The organism is Pedobacter nyackensis (assembly GCF_900176505.1).
In the GTDB taxonomy this organism is placed as follows: domain Bacteria; phylum Bacteroidota; class Bacteroidia; order Sphingobacteriales; family Sphingobacteriaceae; genus Pedobacter; species Pedobacter nyackensis.
Genome location: NZ_FWYB01000005.1, coordinates 22,564 through 47,195 on the forward strand (window position 1 = coordinate 22,564; position 24,632 = coordinate 47,195).

Genomic DNA, 24,632 nt, shown 5'->3' on the forward strand with positions numbered 1-24,632 from the left:
TAATTAAATGTTTCACGAGTTTAGGCTTTTGAAATATCAACTAATAGAGGTTGTATATAATTCACAAATTATATACAACCTTTTTATTTATCCCCACTTAATGCGTCACTTAAAAACCAGATAGGTTCTTTTTTACTCGGAATTGTAACTAATGTAGAGTCAAGCTGCAATTTGTCGAGCTTTTATGAGCCTCGTGAATTGTTTTTGATTTTTCTACCCTTTTGTTTTGAATATTCATCTTTTTTAGCTGTTTAAAGCAACATATTTGAATAGAACCAAATACTTTTTCTGCAACTAAACTAACCAAACCATATACGAAAAGAAGAAGACTACTGAATGAGTTATGGCGGCCTGCTTACCCAAGGCAGAAATTTTTTCGGGCTCGACCATACTGAAAATAACCTCAAAAATTAGAGAATGGTGAGGGAGCTATCGTGGAAACGAGGAGTTAAATTAAATTTTAGACTTTACCCAGCCAACTTTAAACTATAAAAATTAAGTATGAAAAACAGAAAAAACCACCTTCGCCTCAGCCTGCTCTTTATGATTACAGGCACTTTGTTAATTAATGCCTGTAAAAAAGTGCCGGTTGCCGAAACAGAAGCCATAAGTGTAAAAATGAAGACATCGACTCTTCATGAAGAAACCACCACGCCAACTTTCGTAACGAATACCAAAAATCTTAATATCGTGATGTTTGTGCCCACAGATAATCCGGCATTGCCAGATTATAAAACACGATTAACGGCTTTGTTTACGCATTTTCAAACTTGGTTGCATACCGAGATGTTGAGATATGGTTATGATAAGTATATGGGATTAGCCAAAGTTGATTCTACCAATCTAATTAGATTTATCGAAATACCTGCCGCAGGACCACAGGCAGATTATCCTTATTCTTCTAGCATATCTGCAACTAAAATTCTGAATGAAATAAATGCATACAAAGCTACACATGCATCAGAATTTTCTAATTCATCTCATATGCTGATCTTATTGCCACAAAGAACTGATGCTGGCGACCAACCTTTTTATGGCTGGGGTAAGAACTGCTTTGCATTAGATAATGCAAATATGGCGGTAGATAAGATCCCAAATCCAAACTCTAATTATTTAGGAGGAATGCTGCATGAGCTTGGTCATGGATTAAATCTTCCACATGATCATGCCAAGTATGCATCAGAGCAACCAACATTAGGTACTTCCTTAATGGGCTCAGGAAACGTAACTTTCAGTAAAGGCCAGCCTACTTTTTTAACAGAGGTTGATGCAGCTATATTGAATCGCAATGAGGTTTTCCAAAATCCATTACCAACAGAAACACCTTATGAAAGTGCAACAACTACCATTAGTGCAAATGCAACTTTCAATAGCACTACCCAAGCCTTTAATTTAACAGGTAGTTTTACCAGTAATAAGGATGTAAGTGATATTTTAGTTTATATGGACCCTAATGTAAACAGTGAAGGAACAGGAACGAACAAAGATTACAATGCCGTAACCTGGAGATTTACGCCGGGAACAGGAAATACCATTTCTGGAAGCATTCCGTTAAGCGAACTTTATTATAAAAACAATGAGCCTTATGAGTTAAAAGCCAAGTTATTGCTAAAAAATGGAAACGTAATTACCCAAACGTATTCGTTCTCATTTTTAAATGGTGTACCACAAATTGGCTCAAATGGATCAGCTAAATTCTTCCAGAATGCAAGCTATGGCGGTTATGGCATATCTTTGCCTGTAGGACAATATACTACCGCCGATTTAGTTAGCCTAGGGATCAGCAATAATGATGTATCATCAGTTAATGTAGGTTTAGGCGTAAAAGTGATTATGTATGATGGCGATAACTTTACAGGAAGCAGTATTGAGCTTACTTCATCAAGTTCTTATACCTCTACTTTTAATGATAAAGCATCGTCAATAAAAGTGATTGCACTTTAAATTATATTTCTGGCTTTGCCAACTCGACTGGGTAGTTGGCAAAGCTTTGAAACTTTTTATTATCCTTATTTCTTACAATATAAATTTTAGTTTCAATCCATATTCTTATTTTATGTATAGGTTCCCTTCAACAAATATTTCCGGTAATCAGTTTTACACCGAATTTTCATACTAAACAGCTAATGCCAAAAAGGCACAATATTGTGCCAATATCCTTAGATTTTTGCATAATTATATTGCTATATTCCGTCGTTTTAAATGATTTAATTTCTTTTATGGGAAGTAGGCTCTTAGTGAACTCTTTAAATGATTTTATTATTCAATATTAACTAACTAGGAGCAATGAAAACTGAATTTTGTGATTTGGAGTCCCTTTGGTCGAGATTAAGGAACGGAGAAGAAGAAGCATTGTTTGGCTTATTTAAAGATTTATATAATCCTCTTTTTAATTACGGTTTTTCATTGTATGGAACAAAGGAAAATGTGGAAGATGCAATTAGTCAGGTTTTTCTGGAGCTATGGGAGAAGAGATTGACTCTTAAATCTGTAGCAAACGTTAAAAGCTATCTTTTTACTTATTTACGTCGTAAAATCAGTTGGGAGCACGAAAAAGAAATTAAATGCATTTTGCCTGATCGGGAAATGTATGAAGTGTCTGTTATGGATTATATGGTACAGTTACAGACAGAAGAAGAAATCCGGAGACGTGTACTAAATGCAATTAATAAATTGCCTCCTCGGCAAAAGCAACTGATTATGTTTAAGTTTTATCAGAATTTGGGTTATGATGAAATCTCCGAAATAACAGGACTCGCTACACAGAGTATTTATAATAATATTCATCAATCTTTAAAATCTCTTCATGAAGAATTAAAAATGCCAATTGGATTATTGCTCCTGGTTCTTAAAATGTAGTTGGTTAGAATTTATTTTTTTTGATTGATAATCAGTTTGTTATTATTTTTTTGAAAAACCAACGAGTAGAAATATTCTTTCTGTAGCACTATGGTGTATACAACCAGATAGACTAATGAATAAATCTAATTTAACTATTGAGGACTTATTAGCTAATTCTTCTTTTATTGATTATTGTTTAACAAAGGATTTGGCCGAAACAAATCCTTGGGATTTGCATCTACAAAAACATCCTGAGGATAGAATAATCTGCCTGGAAGCAAAGAAGATTCTTTTGCTTTTGACGGCTGAAATTCCTGAAGATATCATTGAGGATAAATTAAATTCGTTTAAAAAACTGTATTATCAGACCAAGTTTGATGTAAATGCAAACGAACAGAAAAAATCCCCAAAGAAACTCCGGCTTCTTACAATTACCGGTATTGCAGCTTCCTTAATATTTATCGCCACAGGTGTTTTATTCTTTTTTAAAACCAATCGGACATCGGTATCTACCTTTAATGAAATAAAAGGCCAAAGTATAGTTACCAGTCCTACCGATCGGAATAGGATCACTTTAAGCGATGGAACGGTTGCAATTTTGTATCCGGGCAGTAAGCTAACTATTTCCGATGATTATAATGAAGATGATCGAAAAGTCGCAATTACAGGTCAGGTATACCTAAAGATCTTTAAAGATAAGCAAAAGCCCTTTGTCGCATACAGTCGTCATTCTGCAACCACCGCTATTGGTACTGCCTTTTATGTTCGTGATTTTGAAGGTAGTAAAGTGTCTTCAGTATTGCTGATAAATGGAAAAGTGAAAGTAGATAAGCCAGCACATCATATCGCAGAGTTTTTAGAACCAGGAACCTCATTGATTATTGACAATAATACATTAAAATCTGAGAAAAGGACAATCGATAAGATTGAACTAGAAGAATTGGCAAACCGAAAACTGGTATTCCGGAATGAAGTAATGGAAAGTATAGTTTATAAGCTGGAACTTTTTTACGGAGTAGAAATTGATTTAAGCACTTGTAAATGCCAGTTTAAAAATATTACCGGCGATTATTCTGAACAATCTCTTACCACAATTTTAAACACCATAAGTTTCATCAATCAGGTAAACTGGACAATTCGTGAGCATAGAATTGTATTTAGCTCCTCTCAGCTCCCAATAACTAAATAACCAAACAACCAATATAAATCTAAAATTATCTTAACTATGAGAGGAAGAAATCTGCTTTTTCAGCACGGGTTCTGTTATTCCATGGTCCTAGCATTCGCGTTGTTGTTCCAGTCATTAATGATTAGTGCAGTAGCTCAGGCGACTACCATGAGAAAGGAAAAGACCTACTCCATTGGCTTTAAAAATGAACCAATATTAAAGGTCTTTATTAAAATTGAGAACATTTCAGGATTGAAATTTTCTTACAGTCAAAATGACATTAAGGCCGTGCGCCCAATTAAAATTGCTGAAAAGCAAAGGAGTATCATCCAGTTATTAAAAGAATTAAGTTCGGAATCCGGTTTGAATTTTAGCATTTCCAAAGGGCTGGTTGCCGTGGTTCCTAAGGTTGGATTTTCATATCCCGAAGAGGAAACCAAAGTCGTACCAAAGACCGCTATCGATACCGTTGTGCGTGGTTCGGTCTTAGATTTGTTAAAGAAACCATTGATTGGCGTCTCTATCTACGTCAAGGGCAAACCAAATATAGGAACAAGTACTGATGCCCACGGTCAATACTCGATAAGAGTTCCTGCCAATTCTGTTCTCGTTTTTAAAATGGTAGGTTTTATCGTGTCTGAAGAGCCGGCTAATAAATCCGTGATCAATGTAACCCTTAAGGAAGAAGAAGGTGACCTGGACGAAGTTGTCGTTACCGCTTTTGGTAAAAAGCAAAGAAGGGAAGCCGTTGTTGGCTCGGTTACTTCTATAAGCGCTAAAGATCTGAAAGTTCCGTCCAGTAACCTAACCACTGCACTTGCCGGGCGTTTAGCAGGTGTGATCGCTTATCAGCGCAGCGGAGAACCCGGAGCCGATAATGCTAATTTCTTTGTCAGGGGAGTAACTACCTTTGGGAACGGCAGCGGAAACCCATTGATATTAATAGATAACATTGAATTGACGGTGACCGATCTGGCCAGGTTACAGCCAGATGATATTGAGAGTTTCTCTGTTTTAAAAGATGCCAGTGCCACGGCCTTGTATGGTGCCAGGGGTGCCAATGGGGTAATCTTTGTGACCACGAAACAAGGAAAGGAAGGAACAGCCCAGTTTAGCTTCCGTGTTGAAAACTCCGTTTCTGCTCCAACAAAAAAATTAGACATTGCTGATCCCATAACACACATGGAGCTTTATACTGAGGCACAATTAACCAGAGATCCGTTAGCTAAATTATTGTATTCGCAGAATAAAATTGATCATACAAAGGATGGTGACAACCCGGTTGTTTATCCTGCAACAAGCTGGACTGATCTGTTATTTAAGGATCGTACCACTAATCAGCGTGCTAATTTAAGTGTGAGGGGTGGTGGCAAGGTGGCGCAATACTATGTAGCAGGGAGCTATAACCTGGATAATGGAACGTTGAAAGTTGATAAACGAAATAATTTCAACACAAATGTGAAGCTGAGTACGTATCAGTTGCGCTCTAACGTAAACATCCAACTTTCACCCCAAACCGAGTTGGTCGTAAGGTTCTCCGGGTTCTTTGATGATTATAATGGGCCGGCGGATGGCGGTTCAGGTGTATATAAAAAGGCACTTAGGACAAGTCCATCCTTATTTGCTCCCTATTATGCCCCCGATGCTGCAAATATTGCTGCTCAGCATATTCTATTTGGGAACTATCGTTCGGGCAGCTCGTTTTATATCAATCCTTATGCTGACCTGCTACGTGGATATAAAGACTATTCACAAAGCAGGATGCTGGCTCAATTAGAGTTAAATCAAAAGCTATCAGTAATCACTGAAGGTCTTAATTTTAAAGGATTATTTAGCACCAACCGATATTCCTATTTTGATGTGGTAAGGGCGTACGGGTCGTACTATTATGGGATATCGACATATGATAAGCTGAATAATGTATATGCTCTAAACTGGTTAAACGAGCTTCAGGGACCAACTGCGCATGAAGACATCAGACCTTTTGGAGGAAGCCGGGATGTGAATACAAATCTGTATGCACAAGCAACGCTTGACTATAGTCGACTATTCAATGAAAAGCACAATGTTGGTGCAACGTTAATTTATACGATGCAGCAAAGTCTTTTTACAACCAATGATTTTAGTGTGCAGGCCTCTCTTCCCCGCAGAAACATTGGCTTGTCAGGAAGAGCATCCTATGCCTACGACAACAGATATTTTGCGGAGTTTAACTTTGGCTATAATGGCTCAGAAAGATTTTACAAGGACAAGCAGTTCGGATTTTTCCCAACTCTAGGACTTGGCTGGGTAATTTCAAATGAAAAATTCTGGAAGAGTTCATTTATCAATAAATTGAAATTAAGAGGATCCTACGGACTTGTAGGTAATGACCGGATAGGTAGAGATCAAGATCGGTTCTTTTATTTAAGTAGTGTAAATCTGGCCAACGGCGGACGTGGTGCTTCGTTCGGATTTGACAACTCCTATTTCAAGCCAGGGGTTTCTATTGACAGATATCCCAACCTTTTGATTACATGGGAAAAGTCCTACCAAAAGAATCTGGCCATAGAGTTGAGCCTTTTCAACAAGCTCAATTTTGTAGGTGAGGTGTATGAGAAGAGGACGAAAAACATATTGCAGGATAGATATTCAATACCTACGACTATGGGTTTAGCAGTAACCACTCTTGCTAATGTGGGTGAAGCAAAATCAAGGGGCGTCGATTTGAATTTGGATTATACAGAGAATTTTAGCGGAGGAGCCTGGTTTACAATCAGGGGCAGTCTTACCTTTGCCAGAGGAGAATTTTACAAATATGAAGAACCTGAATACAATGAAAAATATAAGCTTCATGCAGGGCAATCTATTTCACAGACATTCGGATACATAGCCGAGCGTTTATTTGTGGATGAGAATGATGTGCGAAATTCTCCTAAGCAGAATTTTGGTTTATACCAGGCTGGAGACATTAAGTACAGAGATATCAATAATGATGGACAGATCACCTCACTGGATCAGGTGCCCATCGGAAATCCAACTACACCTGAAATCACCTATGGTGGTGGTATTACAGCAGGATATAAAAATTTTGATTTCTCTGTTTTCTTACAGGGATTAGGCAGAGAGTCGTTCTTTATAGATACCTGGAAAACTGCTCCCTTCGTGGACTATGATCCTGATGGATTAAACTTTGGACGCATTGGCGAAAACGCGCTGTTAAAAGCTTATGCAGAAAACCATTGGTCAGAGGAGAATAGAAATATTTATGCACTATGGCCAAGACTTTCAGTAGTACCTATTGCAAATAATAACCAGACGAGTACATGGTTTATGAGAAGCGGGAATTTCTTACGCGTAAAATCTCTTGAAGTGGGCTATACCTTGCCAAAGAAGCTTACGGAGCGACTTAAGATGAAAACATTTCGGCTTTACTTTAGTGGCACAAACCTGCTTACGTTCAGCAAATTCAAACTTTGGGATCCGGAACTCGGAAGCAGTGGCTTGGGCTATCCCCTTCAAAAAGTCTTTAATCTGGGCTTAAACATAAACTTTTAATATTTTTGAGATGAAAAGATGTATAAACCTATTTGCTGCAGCCTTTATTTTATTATTTGCTGTTAGTAGCTGTAAAAAATACCTTGATGTAGTACCGGATAGCATTGGTACGATCGATTATGCCTTTAGGATGCGCTCGGAGGCCGAGAAATATTTGTTTACCTGTTACAACAATTTGCCATATTTTGGGGATGTGGGCTCGGATCCAGGTTTTTTTACCGGAGATGAATTTGCCGCGCAATATCCAAGCTCAATTTATTTTGATATCGGACTGTACCGGATCGCCAGAGGAGAGCAAAATATTGTAGATCCTATTGCTAATTTCTGGGATGGTGGAAGAGGGGGGAGATCTTACTATCAGGCGATAAGGGAGTGCAATTTATTTCTTGAGAATGTTGATAAAGTTCCCGATTTGTCTGTGGTTGAAAAGCGAAGGTGGGTTGCTGAGGTTAAATTACTGAAGGCCTATTACCATTTTTTCCTATTCCGTATGTATGGTCCGATTCCTGTTATCCGTAAGAATTTGCCGGTATCAGCTTCTATTGAGGAGGTAAGAGTGCCCAGACAGCCGGTAGATTCTGTAGTGAATTATGTGGTGAGTTTAATTGATGAAGCTACTCCGGATCTTCCTCCTCAGATTATGAATGAGGCATCGGAGTTGGGTAGGTTAACAAAGCCAATTGCATTATCCATAAAAGCACAAGTGTTAGTTACTGCTGCCAGCCCATTGTTTAACGGGAATCCGAGTTATGCTAATTTTAAAGATAAAGCTGGGGTTCAGTTATTTAATCCGACTTATTCCGTTGATAAATGGCAAAAAGCGGCTGATGCCTGCAAGGCCGCGATAAGCGCCGCTGAAGCTATGGGAGCGAAATTGCATTATTATGTGCCTGAATCCGGAGAAACAGTTTCTGATTCTACTAAATTAACGATGAATATCCGGTCGGCTATATCGGATAAATGGAATGCTGAGACCATTTGGGGAGCATCAAATGCATATGCCAGTGGTGTTCAGTCGTTATCTCAGGCAAGGATTACTTCGTCAGACCCTTCAAATGTGCCTACTCCTCCGGCAGACAATGAGTCCATCCGTTCCATACTTTCTCCACCAATACATATTGCAGAGATGTTCTATAGCAATAACGGGGTTCCAATTGAGGAGGATATCCATTATGATTACGCAAACAGACTGACCAAAATAAGAACGGTTACTGATAAAGACAGGTTTTATCTGAAAAAGGACTATGAAACCATTCAGTTAAATTTTGACAGAGAACCAAGATTTTATGCTGACTTGGGTTTTGATGGAGGGATTTGGTATGGGCAGGGATTATATGATGATTCTAAAACCTGGTTCTTACAGGCAAAGGCCGGACAATTTGGAGCCAGACTTGGTGCCTCTCTTTTTTCTGTTACAGGCTATTGGCCAAAAAAATTGGTTAATTATAAAAATGACTTCGGAAGTAATTCAACTGGTTATAATGTAATTGGTTATCCATGGCCGGTAGTTAGGCTTTCTGAAATGTATCTGCTTTATTCTGAAGCTTTGAATGAACTGGCCGGGCCCAATGACGAAACTTATAAGCGGATTGATTTGGTTAGGAAAAGAGCAGGACTCAAGGGAGTAGTTGAAAGTTGGGCAAACTTTTCTAAAAATCCGACAAAGCCAAATACAAAAGAGGGATTTCGGGAAATTATTCAGAGGGAACAGATGATCGAATTGGTGTTTGAGGGCAAAAGATTTTGGAGCATTAAGCGCTGGAAAAAAGCCGAGGAATATTTAAATATACCGATTAGAGGGTGGGACCTTGAACAGGAAGAAGCGGTTAATTACTATAGGGTGAGGCAAATTGTGGCTCCCGTGTTTACACCTAAAGACTATTTATGGCCGCTTTCGGAAAATTCAATCGTGGTAAATCCCAAGTTGGTGCAAAACCCGGGATGGTAATTTTATCTTAAAAAGACAATTATGAAAAAAATATTTTATTACCTGTTGGTTCTCATGGCTGTAACAGGTTTGTATGCCTGTTCGAAGACGGATTTGAATGTTCAGAAGCCAATTGAAAAGGATGATGTAAAACCGGGGGTGGTTACCAACATTAAGATACAAAATAATCCAGGAGGTGCAATCATTACATATTCGGTGCCAGATGATGCTGACTTACAATATGTATTGGCTGAGTATAACATCAATAGTACCACTGTAAGACAGGCAAAAACATCACGCTTTAGTGATACTATAAAAGTAGATGGTTTTAATAAAGCAGGAGTGTATGATGTTAGGTTATATGCTGTTGATAAGAGTGAAAACAGATCTGATGTTGTGGTAGCGAAAGTCAATCCGGAAACACCTCCCTATCGTTCGATTGCCGGTACACTTACGCTGAATGAAGATTTTGGAGGGGTGAACATCACTTTTGCTAATCCAGAGGAGGCTAAAATTGCGGTGGTGATTATTACCAAAGATAGCAATGGGGAGCTTGCTCCAATTGAGACCTTTTATACGGAGACAAAAAAGGGTGTCTTCTCTGCAAGAGGTTATGATCCTTCTCCAAGAGTATTCGGGGTTTATGTAAAAGACAGGTGGAATAACAATTCGGATACCCTGTTCAAAACAATTACGCCGCTATTTGAGAGAAAGTTGGATAAAACCAAATTCAGACCATATAAATTACCGAACGATCAGCCATCGGCATTTGGCTGGGATATGCCATATATGTGGGATGGCAAACCAGGAGAACCTGGTTTTCATACACTTCAGGGAGCTTTACCTCGGCCACATAGATTTACATTTGACCTTGGAGTAGTGACAAAATTAAGTCGTTTCAAAATACTACAGCGTATCGATGGTGGTTGGGTATATAATCATGGTAACCCAAGATCATGGCATATGTGGGGGACTGCTACGCCACCAGATCCTTCAGGAAGTTGGGACAATTGGACAAAATTGATGGATTGTGAATCAAAAAAACCTTCAGAATTGCCTTTTGGACAGACCACGAATGAAGATATTGGGTATGCAAGGGGAACTGATGGTTTGGGAGAGGAGTTTACGTTCCCCCTATCGGCACCTCCTGTCAGATATATCAGAATGGAGATATTGAAAAATTGGGGTGGTACTGACTTCTTCCATGCGCTTGAAATCACTTTCTGGGGAAACACACAATAACTTAAAATTAAGATCATGTTTAAAAAGAATATAAGTTACATAGGTTTAATTCTGGGCATGGCATTTTTTGTGTCCTGCCAAAAATCAGATGATTATAAAAAGTACCTTGCTGATGGAGAAAAGGTGTACCCGGATGGGGCTACGAAGCTTAACGTTTTTCCAGGTAACGGAAGGATATTGCTTACATGGGCAAGGGGAATAGACACCAGGATAAAGAAGTATAAAATTGTCTGGAACAATAAAACAGATTCCGTGGAGTTTGATGCTGCCGCCTTTAAACCTGGTGATACGGTTAAACACTTTTTGGTAAACATGGCTGAAGCCAATTATACCTTTTCCATCTTTTCGGTTGATGATCATGGAAATAAATCGGTCCCTGTTCTAGTGCCGTCCATAAATGTATATGGGCCTAAATATCAATCTACCCTACTAAACAGGACTGTTAAGGCTGCGGTCTATTCAGAAAGCGATAAGGGTTTAACGCTTGTTTGGAAAAAGCCGGATACGGTTAATATTTCAACTAGCATATGGTATACAAACCTTACGGGTGCGCAAAAGAAGGTTATGCTTTCTCCTAATGTGGATACCACAAAAGTTGCGGATTGGAAAATGGGGACAAAGATTTTTTATCAATCTTCTTATAAACCAAGAACGATGGCTATTGATTCATTTGTTGTGCTTACTAAAGATTCTGTAAGCGTTCAGAATTTGCCTCTTGGCAAAGCGCTTTGGAAAAAGGTAGATCTGCCTAATGATGTAGCAGGAAATGCTTATGGTTCTAATTTTGCATCTATCTGGGATGGTCAGGGAGGTGGATATCCTAATATATATCATACCGGGGGAGGTAGTTTGCCCCATCATTTTACAATTGACCTTGGAGGGGTGTATCAGTTAACGCGTTTTGAAGAAATAGGTAGGACAGATTGCGCCTGTCATAACCCTGTTAAATTTGAAATATGGGGAATTGCTGATATTACCAATGCTGCCACTACATTGCCGGGTAACGATGATGCCTGGAAAGCCCAATCTATAGCAAGAGGATGGACACTACTTAAAGAAGTGGAAAGGTCAGATGATGGAATAGCTCCATTTAAAGTAAATCTTCTGGAAGGGATTCCTCCAGTAAGATATATTAGAATCCGGGTTACAAAAACACTAGATAATAGTGTAGAGAGCCATATGAGTGAGATCTCATTCTGGTATAACCCTTAATTTGACGGAACTATACTTATTCACACAATTTAAAAAAATATGATACGAAAACTATTACTATTGTTGCTACTTGCATCCCTGACAACAGCATCGGTTAATGCTCAAAAAAGGATTGGTAACGAAACCCCAGAACAAAAAGAGAAAAGAATGGCCTGGTGGACCCAGGACCGTTTCGGTATGTTTATTCATTGGGGTTTGTATGCCCAGCTTGCAAGGCACGAATGGGTAAAACAACATGAACGAATTACTACAGATAGTTATCAGAAGTATTTTGACAATTTCAACCCGGATAAGTTTGACCCCAAAAAATGGGCAAAAGAAGCAAAGGCCGCTGGAATGAAATATGCCGTACTAACCACCAAACACCATGAAGGATTTTGTTTGTTTGACTCCCAATATACCAATTATAAAGCCACTAAAACGGCTGCCAAACGTGATCTTGTAAGAGAGTTTGTAGATGCATTTCGTGCAGAAGGGATCAAAATTGGGTTTTACTACTCTCTGATCGACTGGCATCATCCTGATTTCACTATAGATGCCTTGCACCCACAACGTCTTGATGGTACTCAGAACCCTGATTATGCTGCTGTAAACAAAGGAAAAGACTGGAACAGGTATAAACAGTATATGCACAACCAAATAAAAGAACTACTTACTAAATATGGCAAGATTGATATACTTTGGCTGGATTTTTCTTACCCTGGCAAAAACGGTAAAGGAAAGGATGATTGGGGTAGTGTTGAATTATTAAAGATGATCCGTAAATTGCAACCCGGAATCGTAGTAGACAATCGTCTTAACCTTGATGAATATGCTGATGGGGAGGATTTTGTAACACCAGAACAAGTAAGCCCTAAAGAACTGGCGCAATACCGTGGTAAAACATGGGAAACCTGCCAAACTTTTTCAGGCTCATGGGGTTACTTCCGAGATGAAAATACCTGGAAAACACATCGTCAGTTACTGGATCTGTTAATAACTTCTGTCGCAAATGGCGGAAACCTGATTCTAAATGTTGGGCCAACTGCCCGTGGTGAATTTGATCACAGAGCAACTAATGCGCTCGATAGTATGTCGTACTGGATGCATGCCAATAGCAAAGCAATATATAACTGCACCTATGCGCCTGTAGGTTTTAATGTTCCAGAACATACTAAACTTACCTATAACCCGAAAACAAAACGGTTATATGTGCATGTATTTGATTATCCGGCAGATGGTAAACTTATCCTGCCAGCTTACCAGGGCAAAATCAAATATGCCCAGTTTTTAAATGATAGTTCGGAATTGATGTATAAGCAGGTTGCAAATGGAGTTGATGTGGAGTTAATACTGCCGAAAAATAAACCGAATTATGAGATACCTGTTGTTGAATTAATGCTTCAATAAGAGTTTATTAGAATGATATTAGCAATAGAAGAGTTCCATGGCTGTTTAATTAAACTCCAATACGAGTTAAAAAAGGCCTTTCTTTCTGGTTGGTCACCGTTCCAAATTGACACTCCTTTCTGATGCAATGAGGGGTATTAGCCAGAAGCAGATATTTACTGCTAATCATTAAAAGCCCATTTAAGGGCATAAAAAAAGCCTTTAGATATGTTCTAAAGGCTTTTGATCTATGTAGCGGGGAGCAGAATCGAACTGCCGACCTCAGGGTTATGAATCCTGCGCTCTAACCATCTGAGCTACCCCGCCGGGCTTTTTGATTATTAAAAAATCGATGTGATTTTCTAAAGAGTTGCAAATATAGAATAATTTACTTTTCTTTAGAAATAAAAATTAAAAATTGTTTAAAAATTCAGGAATATAAGTGCCTTACGATGTCAGAAAAGAAAAAATTTACCCTAGAATATGAATTGAGATCGTCTCCACGTATTTTATTTAGCTTCATTAGTGAGCCGAATGGCTTGTCTCAATGGTTTGCCGATGATGTGATTTTCCGCGATCAGGTATATACATTTACATGGGATGATGAAATACAAAAGGCCAAATTGCTAAGTATAAAAGAAAATAAGCTGGTTAAATTTAAATGGATAGATGATGATCCTCATTGTTATTTTGAAATGGAGATTGTTCAGGATGAATTGACAAATGATGTAGCGCTTGCAATTACTGATTTTGCTACTGAAGACACCATGGCTGAACGTACATTAATTTGGGATAATCAGATAAACTACCTGCATAGTGTATTAGGTGCTTAATTTTTCATTGGCTTTGCCTACATTTGTATATTGAAAAAGATTCATTTACTACTGGTCAAAGCATTTATAAAGCCCTTTTTCGTCACTTTTTTTATAGTGATGTTTATTCTGTTGATGCTTTTTTTGTTTAAGTATGTTGACGATTTGATCGGAAAAGGATTCGAATGGTATGTCATACTTGAACTGATGTATTATGCGTCTGCGGCTAACGTTTCTATGGCGCTACCGCTTTCCATTTTACTGTCATCGATAATGACCTTTGGTACCTTAGGAGAGAATTATGAATTGGTAGCCATTAAATCAGCTGGGATTTCTTTGCAAAAAGCGATGATGCCATTGCTGATTGTGATTATTTTTCTAGCCATCAGTTCCTTTATTTTTTCCGACTACATGTTACCAAAGGCAAATCTGAAGTTTGGTTCCTTGCTTTGGGATATCAGGAATAAGAAATTGTCCTTTTTAATTAAAGAGGGAGTTTTTAACAATAGCATTCCCGGCTATTCTATCAGAGTAGATAAAAAGAATGATGACGGTGCTTTGCACAATGTCATGATTTACGACCATACGGGCAATAGTGGAATAGCTAAAATCATTGTTGCAAAAGAAGGAATGATGTCTAAGGATGATAATCATTTGGTTTTAAAGCTACGTGATGGTGTAAGGTATGAGGAATCGAGTGGAAAGAGTTCTTCTTATAATCCACGACAGGAACTCACCAGGATGCGTTTTAAGGAAACAGATCAAAAATTTGATATTTCCAGTTTCAAAATGAGCAGAACTGATGAGGAAGGTTTTAGAGGGAATACTCAAATGCTTAACCTTAAAGGGCTGACAAAGAAGAAGGATTCCTTATCGCGCGAGTTGGACAGCATTAACAAATTTGCTGCGCTTAATGTAAGCAGCTACTATAAGCAGAATAATTATACTAAAGGCTATACAAAGGTAGTTGCTAAGCCAAAAGATATTAAGGGTGAGATAGTTAATACTATTCCAGGTAACCAGAAATTAATGGTCCTGCAGAGTGCCTTAGATCAGGCTAACAGCGTAATGCAAACAACCGCGGGTAGAATGACGGATCATGCAGATAGGGTTAAAAATATTATAAAGGTTGAAATCGAATATCAAAAGAAGTTTACACTCGCAGCTTCTTGTCTTCTATTGTTTTTTATTGGTGCGCCTTTGGGGGCTATTATAAGAAAGGGCGGACTAGGTTTGCCTGTTGTTGTGGCTATTGTGTTTTTCCTGATCTATCATATAATTGCTACCGTTGCTGAAAAATCAGCGACTCAGGGTTCACTAACTCCTTTTTTCGGGATGTGGTTAGCGATCATTATTTTGTCGCCATTAGGAGCATTCCTTACTTACAAGGCGACGGTTGATTCAGCATTATTTGACGTGAATTACTTTAAACAGGTAGTCGTTAACTTTTTTAAAAGATTTAAGAAAAAGAATTCGCCGGTAAAAATTTGATAAGCGTATGATATTGTGAGGAATGAAATTGTTTTTGAAGGTTGTAACTTTGCAATGCAAATTTAATGGATTTTCAAATTGTTAAATGTAGGTTTGAGAATTGATATACTTATAAAATGGAAATTAAACTCGATGCAATAGAAGATGCTATTGCGGATATAAAAGCTGGTAAAGTTATTATCGTAGTAGATGACGAGGATAGAGAGAACGAAGGTGACTTCTTAACCGCTGCTGCTAATGCTACTCCTGAAGTGATTAATTTTATGGCCACCTACGGTAGGGGCTTAATTTGTGCTCCTTTAACTGAACAGAGATGTGATGAGCTTGGGTTAGAACCTATGGTTGGCAAGAATACAGCCATTTATGAAACTAATTTTACTGTTTCAGTAGATTTACTTGGCCATGGTTGTACAACCGGAATTTCCGCTTCAGATAGATCAAAAACTATTCTTGCATTAATTGATCCTAATATTGATCCTGCTGAATTAGGTAAACCAGGACATATATTTCCCTTAAGATCTAAAGATGGAGGTGTTCTTCGTCGTTCAGGACACACTGAAGCAGCAGTAGATCTGGCCCGTTTAGCCGGAATGGAACCTGCAGGTGTTTTGGTAGAAATTTTGAAGGATGATGGTGAAATGGCAAGACTTCCGGATTTGATTAAAATTGCGGAAAGACACCAACTTAGAATTGTTTCAATAAAGGATCTTATTGCTTATAGGTTAAGTAAAGAAACCTTAATTAAAGAGGAAGTAACCATCAACTTGCCTACACAGTGGGGAGATTTTAGTATGACGGCCTATACACAATTAGACAACAATGCTACGCATTTGGCTATTAGTAAAGGAAAATGGTCTGAAGATGAGCCAGTGTTGGCAAGGGTTCATAGTTCATGTGTAACCGGTGATATATTTGGGTCATGCCGCTGCGATTGCGGACCACAGCTCCATAAGGCTTTAGAGATGATCGATAAAGAAGGTAAAGGCGTTGTTGTTTATATGAACCAGGAAGGACGTGGAATTGGTCTGATCAATAAACTACGCTCTTATAATTTACAGGATGCCGGTCTTGATACCGTTGAAGCTAATATTAAATTGGGCTTTAAGGGTGATGAGCGTGATTATGGTGTGGGTGCACAGATCCTGAGAGCTCAAGGGGTGACAAAGATGAAGTTAATGTCTAATAACCCGACTAAAAGAGCTGGACTAATTGGATATGGCTTAGAAATCATTGAAAACATTGCTATTGAAATTGAAAGCAACGTCCACAATGAGTTGTACTTAAAAACTAAGCGTGATAAAATGGGACATCAAATCATGAAGGGCTAAGGACTTATTTCCTTTTTGGCTTTTTCTGATTATTTATTATAGCCTCTTTATTAGCGGGCGTCTGGACCTCGGTAGATTTTTTCTCTTCTTCCGAGGTCTTCTTTTTTAACTCTTCTTTCTTCTTTTTCTCCTCCCGGCGTATTTTCCCTGAAATCTTTTGAAGAAACTCCCTGAAGCTATCAAATTGTTGGGTATAGATCAGACCTACTGAGGTAACATTTGTATATTGATTTGCTGTATTCGAATTAAAAATACTTTGTTGGGTAGGAGGCTTATTGGCTAGTTTACCCACTAATGTTCCATCTTTCTTGATCAGCGCTAGTACCTCTACTTCACCACCTACATTATCTCTTGAAAAGCCAATAGGTGAAAGATCGTTTGTACTTCTTTTATCTACAATACCTGCATTTAAAACTATCCTATCCTGAAAGAAACGGAATGAGGCATTAGCTTCACTTAGCGAGCGAATATTGATGTCAACAAAATCAAGGTTTAATGAAGACAGTACATTGTTAAATTGATTGAATAGTAGTTCCGTGGCAGTACTAGCTACACCAGAACCTAGCTGCTTGCCCAATCCTTCTTTTCCTGAGCCGGGAGTAAAGCTACGTCTGATGATTAAGCTTAAAGCTTGTAAGTTCCTATTGTTGTCATCATTAAAATAGGTTTGCATTTCTTCCTTAATCGCAGGGTTTGAAGGGAAAAATATATCTAACTTAATGTCAGGTTTCATTAGTAAGCCTGATAATCCCATCTCAACTTCCGTTAGTACCCTTTCATTTTCGTTTTCACCGCTTACTGCTCTGTTCGCCGCAGCATATAGATCCGCCAGACCTGCTCTTAATGAGTATATGGCCTTTAAGTTGATCTGAGCAGTAGTAGGGTTGCCAGTCCACCTGATCGTTCCACCTTGCCTGATATTGAATTTTTTATTAATTACTTCCTGGGCAGTAAAATCGAAAATACCAGATTCAATGATATAGTCGCCCGACATTTCAAAATCGCCCAGACTGTTAATGTTAAGTGCAAGGTTCTTTGAATATCCTCTGCCACTAAGGTTTCCTAATGAAGTAAAAATATTAGCAGTACTATTTGCATCCACATCTATTTTTAAGCTCATGGTTAAGCCATCAAAGCTGGTTTGTTTCTTTACAAAAGCTGTGGTGTCTTTGCTCACAAAAGTGATGAAATCTTTACTCGAAACCGTTTCAGAGCTATTCAGGGGTAGGTTGAAAACTGTTCCTTTTTCTGTTTTAGCATCAATCCCAATATATAGCTTATTGCTTGGGCCTTTAAATTGAAATTTTCCCGTTGCGTAGGCCTGGCCAAAATACAGTGGATTGTCTTTCTCCGTTGTATTTAAGGCCATAAATTTATTAGCATAGATATCCACATCAAGCGTTGGATTGTTGAGATCATTTAAATCTACAGTACCGTTAGCTATGGCTTCATTTCCATCTACATCAAGTAATTTAAGGTCTTCGACTGTAATTACGCTATTATCTACTGTAACATCATGAGATATGGTGTACCTTGTTTTGAGGTAATTAATAATCATCGATGCATTATCCAATGAAATATCACCCTTAATTGCTGGCTTTTTTAAAGGACCCGTCACAGTAAGATCAGCTGAGACATGACCTTTTAAATCTGAAACCAACTGATTAACAAAAGGCCCTAAAACCGCAAGTTCAGTTTTATCCAGCTTTATCTCCAGATCTATTTCTTTCTTCTCCAGGTCGAGATTACCCGTAGCCCTTAGGGTTTCTTTACCCGACGATATAATATTGGTGAAAATATTGGCTTTATTTTTTGATTGATCATAGGATGAGGTATCCGTTAAACTGCCAATATAGGTATCGTTAAAAACCAGGGAGTCGATTTTGATATTGTCATGGATTTCCGGGGATTTAAGGATATTGGCTAATGTGGTTTGACCATTTACATTTCCACTGATTTTAAGGCCTTGTGCTTTTACAAATGGATTTAAAGTTGTTAAGCTGAAATCTTTAAATCCTATCAGCAGCATATCCTTTGGATCGCTGGATAGTACCCCATCTAATGTCAGAAACTGTTTTCCATTGTTAAGGTCAAAGTTGCTGATCTCTGTTTTTCCATCATGAAGATTTATCCGAACTGCTTCCGGGATTTTCCATTCTTCACTGTTTACTATTAAAATAGACGGAAGGATGCTTACACGGGCAGTTGTATCGTTGGCAAACTCTATCAAACCATTCAAATCGAGTTGGTTTTGATCATCTTCGTTAGAGAGCTTAACGTTTAATGAAAGACTGTCATTCCTTAAAATGTTGGAAATGTTGACATTTTTGATGTGTAAACTGTCATTCAGGTCGACCCTGTCCGAGGTAATGATAGCCTGGAGTTGATTGGCACTGGTATTTTCGTCGATAATAATATTGTTGACAACAATGCCTTTGTATTTTAGCTTTTTTATAAAGCCATTAAGTGTTGCCGTATTGTTTGGCGAATCAAAATTACCAGCAAAAATGGCCTGATCTTCAATTTCCAATCCGGGGACAAGGAGTTCGGCAATAGGGGCAAAGCGTTTTATGTTTAGATCAAACTGGAAAATCTGATCGCTAGGTTTTACGATCGTTAACTTTAGGGATGGAATATATTTCTTAGCTAAAGTTTTGTAATAGGAGGGGATGGTATTTAAGTCATACTGCCCCTTGATACTGGCATCAAGTATATCCGATTTTACAGTTAAGCTCCTGGCTTTTCCTACACCGCTAGCCCGGAGTTCAACAGAGTCGACATGATAGATTCCTTTTACATTGTCTAGTTTGATTTCCTGAAGTCGAAGGTTTCCTTGTAAATTGTTTAAGTTGCTTCCCGAAAAGTTGGTACTAAATATGGCGTCAATTTTCAAAGAGTCTTTATATAATTTAAGCGCCCTTAGCTTGGCATTCTTTATGGTCGCTTTAAAATTAAATACCGGAAGTTTTGGGTTCAGATTAACTCCACCATCAAATGCAAGCTGAACATTCTTATCATTAATTTTTAAACTGCCATCAAAAAACTTTTTATCAAATGTTCCATCAATTTTAACATTTCTGTACCTGTAGTTGTTGAAATCAATATAATCGATACCGCCAATTAGTTTTTCTGACAGGCTGTTTATCTCTGTACCTCTTCCCTTAACATATAGTGACGCTGATAATCGCCCCAACATGTTTTCATTGATCAGATTTCCTAAGTTGAAATCGTAGGTTTTAACATTTCCCGTATACGAAGGAATACCTTTTTTATCGATCTTCATGTTTACATCCGATACGACTCTTCCTAGTTTCGTTTTAAATTCTCCGAAGGCAATAAAGTCATTTTTAAAGCCAGTAAATGATCCATTGAAATTAATGTTGCCGAATTTGTCCAGGATTTTAGGAATTACTTTTATTTTTTTACCTGTAACATCTGTTACAATTTCATCCAGATCAGCTTTATTGGTGCCGGCCATATCAATTTTCAGATCCATAAATGTTTCATTAAGATATGGCAGGCCTTTTAGTATAAAATCGCCTTTAATATAGGTAGCTTGTCCAGCCTTAACCGATAGTTTTTTAGCTTTCAGGTTATTCACAAGCCCGGTAATCTGACCATCAATATCAATGTCGAGGTTCATTTGATCTAACTCGGATGTAAAGAATGACACATCATGAGATGAAATGTGACTATCCACAAAATTAGCCTTCATCTTTACCTTGGTGATGTAGTCGTTAAAATCCTCATAGCTTTTAAAGCGCATTTGAAAATAATCCGTTAAGCGGGTTCTGTTGGTTACCAGCATCAGATCCTTTAATTCGATACTATTGGTGTCGATTGTAGTGAAGGCAGTAAGGTTTTTTAAGTAGAAACCACTTTTTTCTTTAAACGTCAGGTCTTTTATATTCGTCTGAAGAATATGGTCTTTTGTGTTGAATTTCTCGAAAATGCCGTTTAAATGTGTTAATGCAACGTCATCAAAGTTGATCCCCTTCATAAGGGTATCCCTTCTATAGTTCTTGTATTTAAAACTAGTATTGTTCAGGATAATGCGGTCGAACGATATCTGATAGGGTTTTTTCTTCTTTTTAACTTTTGGCGGTCCGGAATCAAAATAATCTATGATAAAGTCAAGATTTGTGGATCTGTCTTTATAAGACTTTAAGAAAAAAGATCCGTTGTTGATTTGTACCGTGTTAATAGCTATTATTCGTTCCTTTATAGAGAACTGATTAATATCCACCAGGAATTTTGGCGTATTTAAAATCGTATCCTTCTGCTGGTCAAGCACCAGTAGGTCTTCAATTACAATAGATTTAAAAGGTATTACATAAATGCCGCTTAAAGATATTGTTGTGTTTAATTCTTTGGAAAGGTAGGAGGCCGCTTTTTTTGCCACAAAGGTTTGCACAGGCCTGAGCTGAAGCGCAAACACAAGGAATACAGCCAGTATTATTACTGATGCAACGATCCAAAGAAGTATTTGTAATAGTTTTTTAATAGTTTTGTAGCTTAATTATAAATAACCGTGTCTGTAATACTTGCTATAGAATCTTCTTGCGATGAAACGTCCGTTGCCATATGTAATAACGGCAAAATTACTGCCAATGTTATTGCAAACCAAACAATTCATGAAAATTATGGAGGTGTAATACCTGAGCTTGCCTCAAGGGTACATCAACAAAATATTGTTCCGGTTATTCAACAGGCATTAACAGATGCTAAAGTTACTAAAAAGGAGCTAAATGCTATTGCCTTTACTAGGGGGCCTGGACTATTAGGTTCGCTATTGGTGGGCGTTTCATTTGCTAAATCATTTGCTTTAGCGCTGGATTTACCTTTGGTTTCTGTAAATCATATGCACGCGCATATTCTGGCTCATTTTATTGATGATCCAAAACCTAAATTTCCTTTTCTTTGTCTTACTGTATCAGGGGGACATACACAAATTGTTTTGGTGAAAGATTATTTTGATATGGAAATTGTGGGGGAGACTTTGGATGATGCAGCTGGTGAGGCTTTCGATAAGACTGCAAAAATATTGAATTTGCCTTATCCGGGTGGTCCGCTGATTGATAAGCATGCTAAGGAGGGAAATCCGAAAGCTTTTAAATTTGCTGAGCCGCAAATAAAGGACTTGAATTATAGCTTTAGTGGCTTAAAAACGTCTATACTATATTTTATTCGTGCACAGGAAAAGCTGAATCCTGAGTTTATTGCCGAGAATTTGAACGATATTTGTGCTTCAGTTCAACACAGTATAGTGCATATTTTATTGAATAAATTAAAGAGAGCTGCAGCTCAATATGGAATAAAGGAAATTGCAATTGCCGGTGGGGTTTCTGCTAATAGTGGCTTAAGATCAGCTTTGCAAGATATGGCCGGTCAATTGAATTGGAATGTTTATATTCCTGCATTTCAGTATTGCACAGATAACGCAGGGATGATTGCTATAGCAGGATACCATAAATACCTGAAAGGCGATTTTGTTGGGCAAGATGTAGCTCCGCTCTCAAGAATGGAATTTTAAAAATTAAAACTAAAAGATTATGAACGCAGCGAGCTATATATTTTTCGGATTATTGTTAATCCCATTGATCGTTTTTCTGGGCTGGCTTATTAAAAAGGATAAGAATCGGAATTACATTGGTTTGTTTGTATTGATTGCGATGGCTATAATTGCCTTGATTGCTATTATCAAATTTGATAGCATATTTATGGAAAAAGGGCCGGGGTCAAGACTAAAATCACATACACCAAGTTATAGATAAGCAGAATTATAGATAAGCAAAAAGGGGCTGATAGTACAACTATCAGCCCCTTTTTGCTTATATGCTTTATTTAGTATTAACTGTTTCTTCCAGTTTCTCTCCGGTAACTTCAGCACGAATCTTTGCTTCAATCTCTTCAGATAATTCCGGGTTATCAAGTAACAGTTGCTTAACTGCATCTCTACCTTGTCCTAATTTAGTATCTCCGTAAGAGAACCATGAACCAGCTTTTTTGATGATGTTGAAGTCAACACCAAGGTCAATTATTTCACCGGTTTTTGAGATACCTTCACCAAACATAATGTCGAATTCGGCAATACGGAAAGGTGGAGCAACTTTATTTTTTACAATTTTTACTTTTACTCTATTTCCAGCTACCTCGTCTGAATCTTTAATTTGTGATGTTCTGCGAATATCCAAACGTACAGATGCATAGAACTTAAGTGCATTACCACCGGTAGTAGTCTCCGGGTTACCAAACATTACACCAATTTTTTCACGCAACTGGTTAATGAAGATACAGCAACATCCTGTTTTAGCGATTGTTCCGGTTAGTTTACGCAAAGCCTGAGACATTAAACGAGCTTGTAATCCCATTTTAGAATCACCCATTTCGCCTTCAATCTCCGCTTTAGGCACCAAAGCAGCAACAGAGTCAATTACAATCACGTCGATAGCACCAGAACGGATCAGGTTATCAGCAATTTCTAAAGCCTGCTCACCATTGTCTGGTTGAGATATCAACAAGTTATCAACATCAACGCCTAATTTTTTTGCATAACCTTTATCAAAAGCATGTTCCGCATCGATGATAGCTGCAATGCCACCTTTTTTCTGCGCTTCGGCAATAATGTGAGTAGCTAAAGTTGTTTTACCAGATGACTCAGGGCCATAAATTTCAATAACCCTACCTTTTGGAACACCACCAATACCTAATGCAATATCTAAACTGATAGATCCTGTGGAAATAGATTCAATAGCTTCTACAGCATTGTCTCCCAGTTTCATAACAGTACCTTTACCATATGACTTTTCTAACTTATCTAATGTAAGTTGTAGTGCTTTTAATTTGTCTGCGTTTGCGCTCATATTGTTATAATTCTTTGAGCAAGATAGCTATAAAATATCCTGCTTGTGTGCTAATTATGTTAGCAAATGTAATGTAATTTAATTTTAAATACCCAAATAAAGTTTAATTTATTTTATTGGCTCATCTGATTCGCTAAATATTTTAGTTATTTTACTGTTTTTTTGGAAATATTTACAGAAATGTGTGATCTCACAAATACTGCATTTTGGTGATCTGGCTACACAAATATATCTTCCATGTAAGATCAACCAGTGGTGGGCTACATGAATGGTATGTTCCGGTAGGTTTTTAACCAGGTCTTTCTCCACAGCAAGTGGTGTCTTTCCGGTGGTTAAGCCAATTCTATTGGCTACTCTGAAAACATGGGTATCTACAGCCATTGCCGGAGCATTATAAATTACCGAGGCAATTACGTTTGCTGTCTTTCTTCCAACACCCGGCATTTTCTGCAGCTGAGTCACGTCGGAAGGCACCTCATTGTTAAATTCGTTTAACAATATATTTGCCATCCCCACCAGATGCTTGGCCTTATTGTTCGGATAACTCACACTCCTGATGTAATCAAATACAATGTCCGGAGTCGTTTCAGCAAGTGCTTTGGCATTCGGAAAGCGCTGAAATAGTGCTGGGGTAACCTGATTAATGCGCTTATCGGTGCATTGCGCAGATAGAATAACTGCCACCAGCAATTGAAAAGGGTTGTTATAATGCAGTTCTGTCTCGGCATTTGGTTGCCTGTCAGAAAAATGGGATACAAATTGTTGATACCTTTCTTTTTTGAGCATAGGCAAATTTAGAAAAAAAAAGCTGCCGGTTTTGGCGGCAGCTTAAATTCGTTTTGA

The 24,632-nt window shown here is 38.0% G+C and carries 16 protein-coding genes and 1 tRNA gene; 13 read left to right on the forward strand and 4 right to left on the reverse strand.

Going from position 1 to position 24,632, the window contains the following annotated elements:
• Positions 1-501: 501 nt before the first annotated feature.
• From B9A18_RS11125 to B9A18_RS11160, 8 genes are all read left to right on the forward strand, one after another.
• Entirely contained in the window at positions 502-1,944 is a 1,443-nt protein-coding gene (locus B9A18_RS11125; protein WP_084289372.1) for a zinc metalloprotease, read from the forward strand.
• A 342-nt stretch (positions 1,945-2,286) separates the two neighbouring features.
• On the forward strand, positions 2,287-2,859 hold the full coding sequence (locus B9A18_RS11130; RefSeq protein WP_084289373.1) for an RNA polymerase sigma factor: 573 nt from the start codon (positions 2,287-2,289) through the stop codon (positions 2,857-2,859).
• Between the two features lie 115 nt (positions 2,860-2,974).
• Positions 2,975-4,030: a FecR family protein gene (locus B9A18_RS11135; RefSeq protein ID WP_084289374.1), complete on the forward strand. Its 1,056-nt coding sequence runs from the start codon at positions 2,975-2,977 to the stop codon at positions 4,028-4,030.
• Between the two features lie 81 nt (positions 4,031-4,111).
• Positions 4,112-7,546, forward strand: a complete 3,435-nt coding sequence (locus B9A18_RS11140; protein ID WP_235005297.1) for a SusC/RagA family TonB-linked outer membrane protein — start codon at positions 4,112-4,114, stop codon at positions 7,544-7,546.
• 10 nt (positions 7,547-7,556) lie between these two features.
• Positions 7,557-9,494 carry a RagB/SusD family nutrient uptake outer membrane protein gene (locus tag B9A18_RS11145; RefSeq protein ID WP_084289376.1) on the forward strand — a complete coding sequence of 646 codons (1,938 nt, stop codon included), beginning with the start codon at positions 7,557-7,559 and terminating at the stop codon, positions 9,492-9,494.
• A gap of 21 nt (positions 9,495-9,515) precedes the next feature.
• Positions 9,516-10,715, forward strand: a complete 1,200-nt coding sequence (locus tag B9A18_RS11150) for a DUF5000 domain-containing lipoprotein (protein ID WP_084289377.1) — start codon at positions 9,516-9,518, stop codon at positions 10,713-10,715.
• A gap of 15 nt (positions 10,716-10,730) precedes the next feature.
• Positions 10,731-11,927 carry a DUF4998 domain-containing protein gene (locus tag B9A18_RS11155; protein ID WP_084289378.1) on the forward strand — a complete coding sequence of 399 codons (1,197 nt, stop codon included), beginning with the start codon at positions 10,731-10,733 and terminating at the stop codon, positions 11,925-11,927.
• A 39-nt stretch (positions 11,928-11,966) separates the two neighbouring features.
• The gene (locus tag B9A18_RS11160; RefSeq protein ID WP_144009478.1) at positions 11,967-13,316 is read left to right on the forward strand and encodes an alpha-L-fucosidase; all 1,350 of its coding nucleotides are present in this window, start codon (positions 11,967-11,969) and stop codon (positions 13,314-13,316) included.
• A gap of 232 nt (positions 13,317-13,548) precedes the next feature.
• Here the strand turns inward: B9A18_RS11160 and B9A18_RS11165 are convergent.
• A tRNA-Met gene (locus B9A18_RS11165) sits at positions 13,549-13,622 on the reverse strand.
• A 125-nt stretch (positions 13,623-13,747) separates the two neighbouring features.
• On the opposite strand from B9A18_RS11165, the gene B9A18_RS11170 reads away from it, so the two are divergent.
• From B9A18_RS11170 to B9A18_RS11180, 3 genes are all read left to right on the forward strand, one after another.
• Positions 13,748-14,128, forward strand: coding sequence for an START-like domain-containing protein (locus tag B9A18_RS11170; RefSeq protein WP_084289379.1), 381 nt, complete (start codon positions 13,748-13,750; stop codon positions 14,126-14,128).
• A 30-nt stretch (positions 14,129-14,158) separates the two neighbouring features.
• Entirely contained in the window at positions 14,159-15,598 is a 1,440-nt protein-coding gene (locus tag B9A18_RS11175; protein WP_084289380.1) for an LptF/LptG family permease, read from the forward strand.
• Between the two features lie 116 nt (positions 15,599-15,714).
• Positions 15,715-16,926: a bifunctional 3,4-dihydroxy-2-butanone-4-phosphate synthase/GTP cyclohydrolase II gene (locus tag B9A18_RS11180; RefSeq protein ID WP_084289381.1), complete on the forward strand. Its 1,212-nt coding sequence runs from the start codon at positions 15,715-15,717 to the stop codon at positions 16,924-16,926.
• A 4-nt stretch (positions 16,927-16,930) separates the two neighbouring features.
• Here the strand turns inward: B9A18_RS11180 and B9A18_RS11185 are convergent, their stop codons facing one another.
• Positions 16,931-21,328, reverse strand: coding sequence for a translocation/assembly module TamB domain-containing protein (locus B9A18_RS11185; RefSeq protein ID WP_235005298.1), 4,398 nt, complete (start codon positions 21,326-21,328; stop codon positions 16,931-16,933).
• A gap of 129 nt (positions 21,329-21,457) precedes the next feature.
• Between B9A18_RS11185 and tsaD the strand changes: the two genes are divergently transcribed.
• Positions 21,458-22,459 (forward strand): tRNA (adenosine(37)-N6)-threonylcarbamoyltransferase complex transferase subunit TsaD, encoded by a 1,002-nt coding sequence (gene tsaD / locus B9A18_RS11190; RefSeq protein ID WP_084289382.1) that lies wholly within the window; start codon positions 21,458-21,460, stop codon positions 22,457-22,459.
• Positions 22,460-22,478: 19 nt separating this feature from the next.
• A complete protein-coding gene (locus B9A18_RS11195) occupies positions 22,479-22,700 on the forward strand; it encodes a hypothetical protein (protein ID WP_084289383.1) in 222 nt (73 codons plus the stop codon).
• A gap of 66 nt (positions 22,701-22,766) precedes the next feature.
• On the opposite strand, the gene recA is transcribed toward B9A18_RS11195, so the two are convergent.
• On the reverse strand, positions 22,767-23,789 hold the full coding sequence (recA, locus tag B9A18_RS11200) for a recombinase RecA (protein ID WP_084289384.1): 1,023 nt from the start codon (positions 23,787-23,789) through the stop codon (positions 22,767-22,769).
• Positions 23,790-23,897: 108 nt separating this feature from the next.
• A complete protein-coding gene (nth, locus tag B9A18_RS11205; RefSeq protein WP_084289385.1) occupies positions 23,898-24,575 on the reverse strand; it encodes an endonuclease III in 678 nt (225 codons plus the stop codon).
• Positions 24,576-24,632 lie beyond the last annotated feature (57 nt).

Bases quoted from the DNA above. Each gene is read 5' to 3' on its own strand.
- B9A18_RS11125 (WP_084289372.1), top strand. From the start codon at position 502: ATGAAAAACAGAAAAAACCACCTTCGCCTCAGCCTGCTCTTTATGATT.
- B9A18_RS11130 (WP_084289373.1), top strand. From the start codon at position 2,287: ATGAAAACTGAATTTTGTGATTTGGAGTCCCTTTGGTCGAGATTAAGG.
- B9A18_RS11135 (WP_084289374.1), top strand. From the start codon at position 2,975: ATGAATAAATCTAATTTAACTATTGAGGACTTATTAGCTAATTCTTCT.
- B9A18_RS11140 (WP_235005297.1), top strand. From the start codon at position 4,112: ATGGTCCTAGCATTCGCGTTGTTGTTCCAGTCATTAATGATTAGTGCA.
- B9A18_RS11145 (WP_084289376.1), top strand. From the start codon at position 7,557: ATGAAAAGATGTATAAACCTATTTGCTGCAGCCTTTATTTTATTATTT.
- B9A18_RS11150 (WP_084289377.1), top strand. From the start codon at position 9,516: ATGAAAAAAATATTTTATTACCTGTTGGTTCTCATGGCTGTAACAGGT.
- B9A18_RS11155 (WP_084289378.1), top strand. From the start codon at position 10,731: ATGTTTAAAAAGAATATAAGTTACATAGGTTTAATTCTGGGCATGGCA.
- B9A18_RS11160 (WP_144009478.1), top strand. From the start codon at position 11,967: ATGATACGAAAACTATTACTATTGTTGCTACTTGCATCCCTGACAACA.
- B9A18_RS11170 (WP_084289379.1), top strand. From the start codon at position 13,748: ATGTCAGAAAAGAAAAAATTTACCCTAGAATATGAATTGAGATCGTCT.
- B9A18_RS11180 (WP_084289381.1), top strand. From the start codon at position 15,715: ATGGAAATTAAACTCGATGCAATAGAAGATGCTATTGCGGATATAAAA.
- B9A18_RS11195 (WP_084289383.1), top strand. From the start codon at position 22,479: ATGAACGCAGCGAGCTATATATTTTTCGGATTATTGTTAATCCCATTG.
- recA (WP_084289384.1), bottom strand. From the start codon at position 23,789: ATGAGCGCAAACGCAGACAAATTAAAAGCACTACAACTTACATTAGAT.
- nth (WP_084289385.1), bottom strand. From the start codon at position 24,575: ATGCTCAAAAAAGAAAGGTATCAACAATTTGTATCCCATTTTTCTGAC.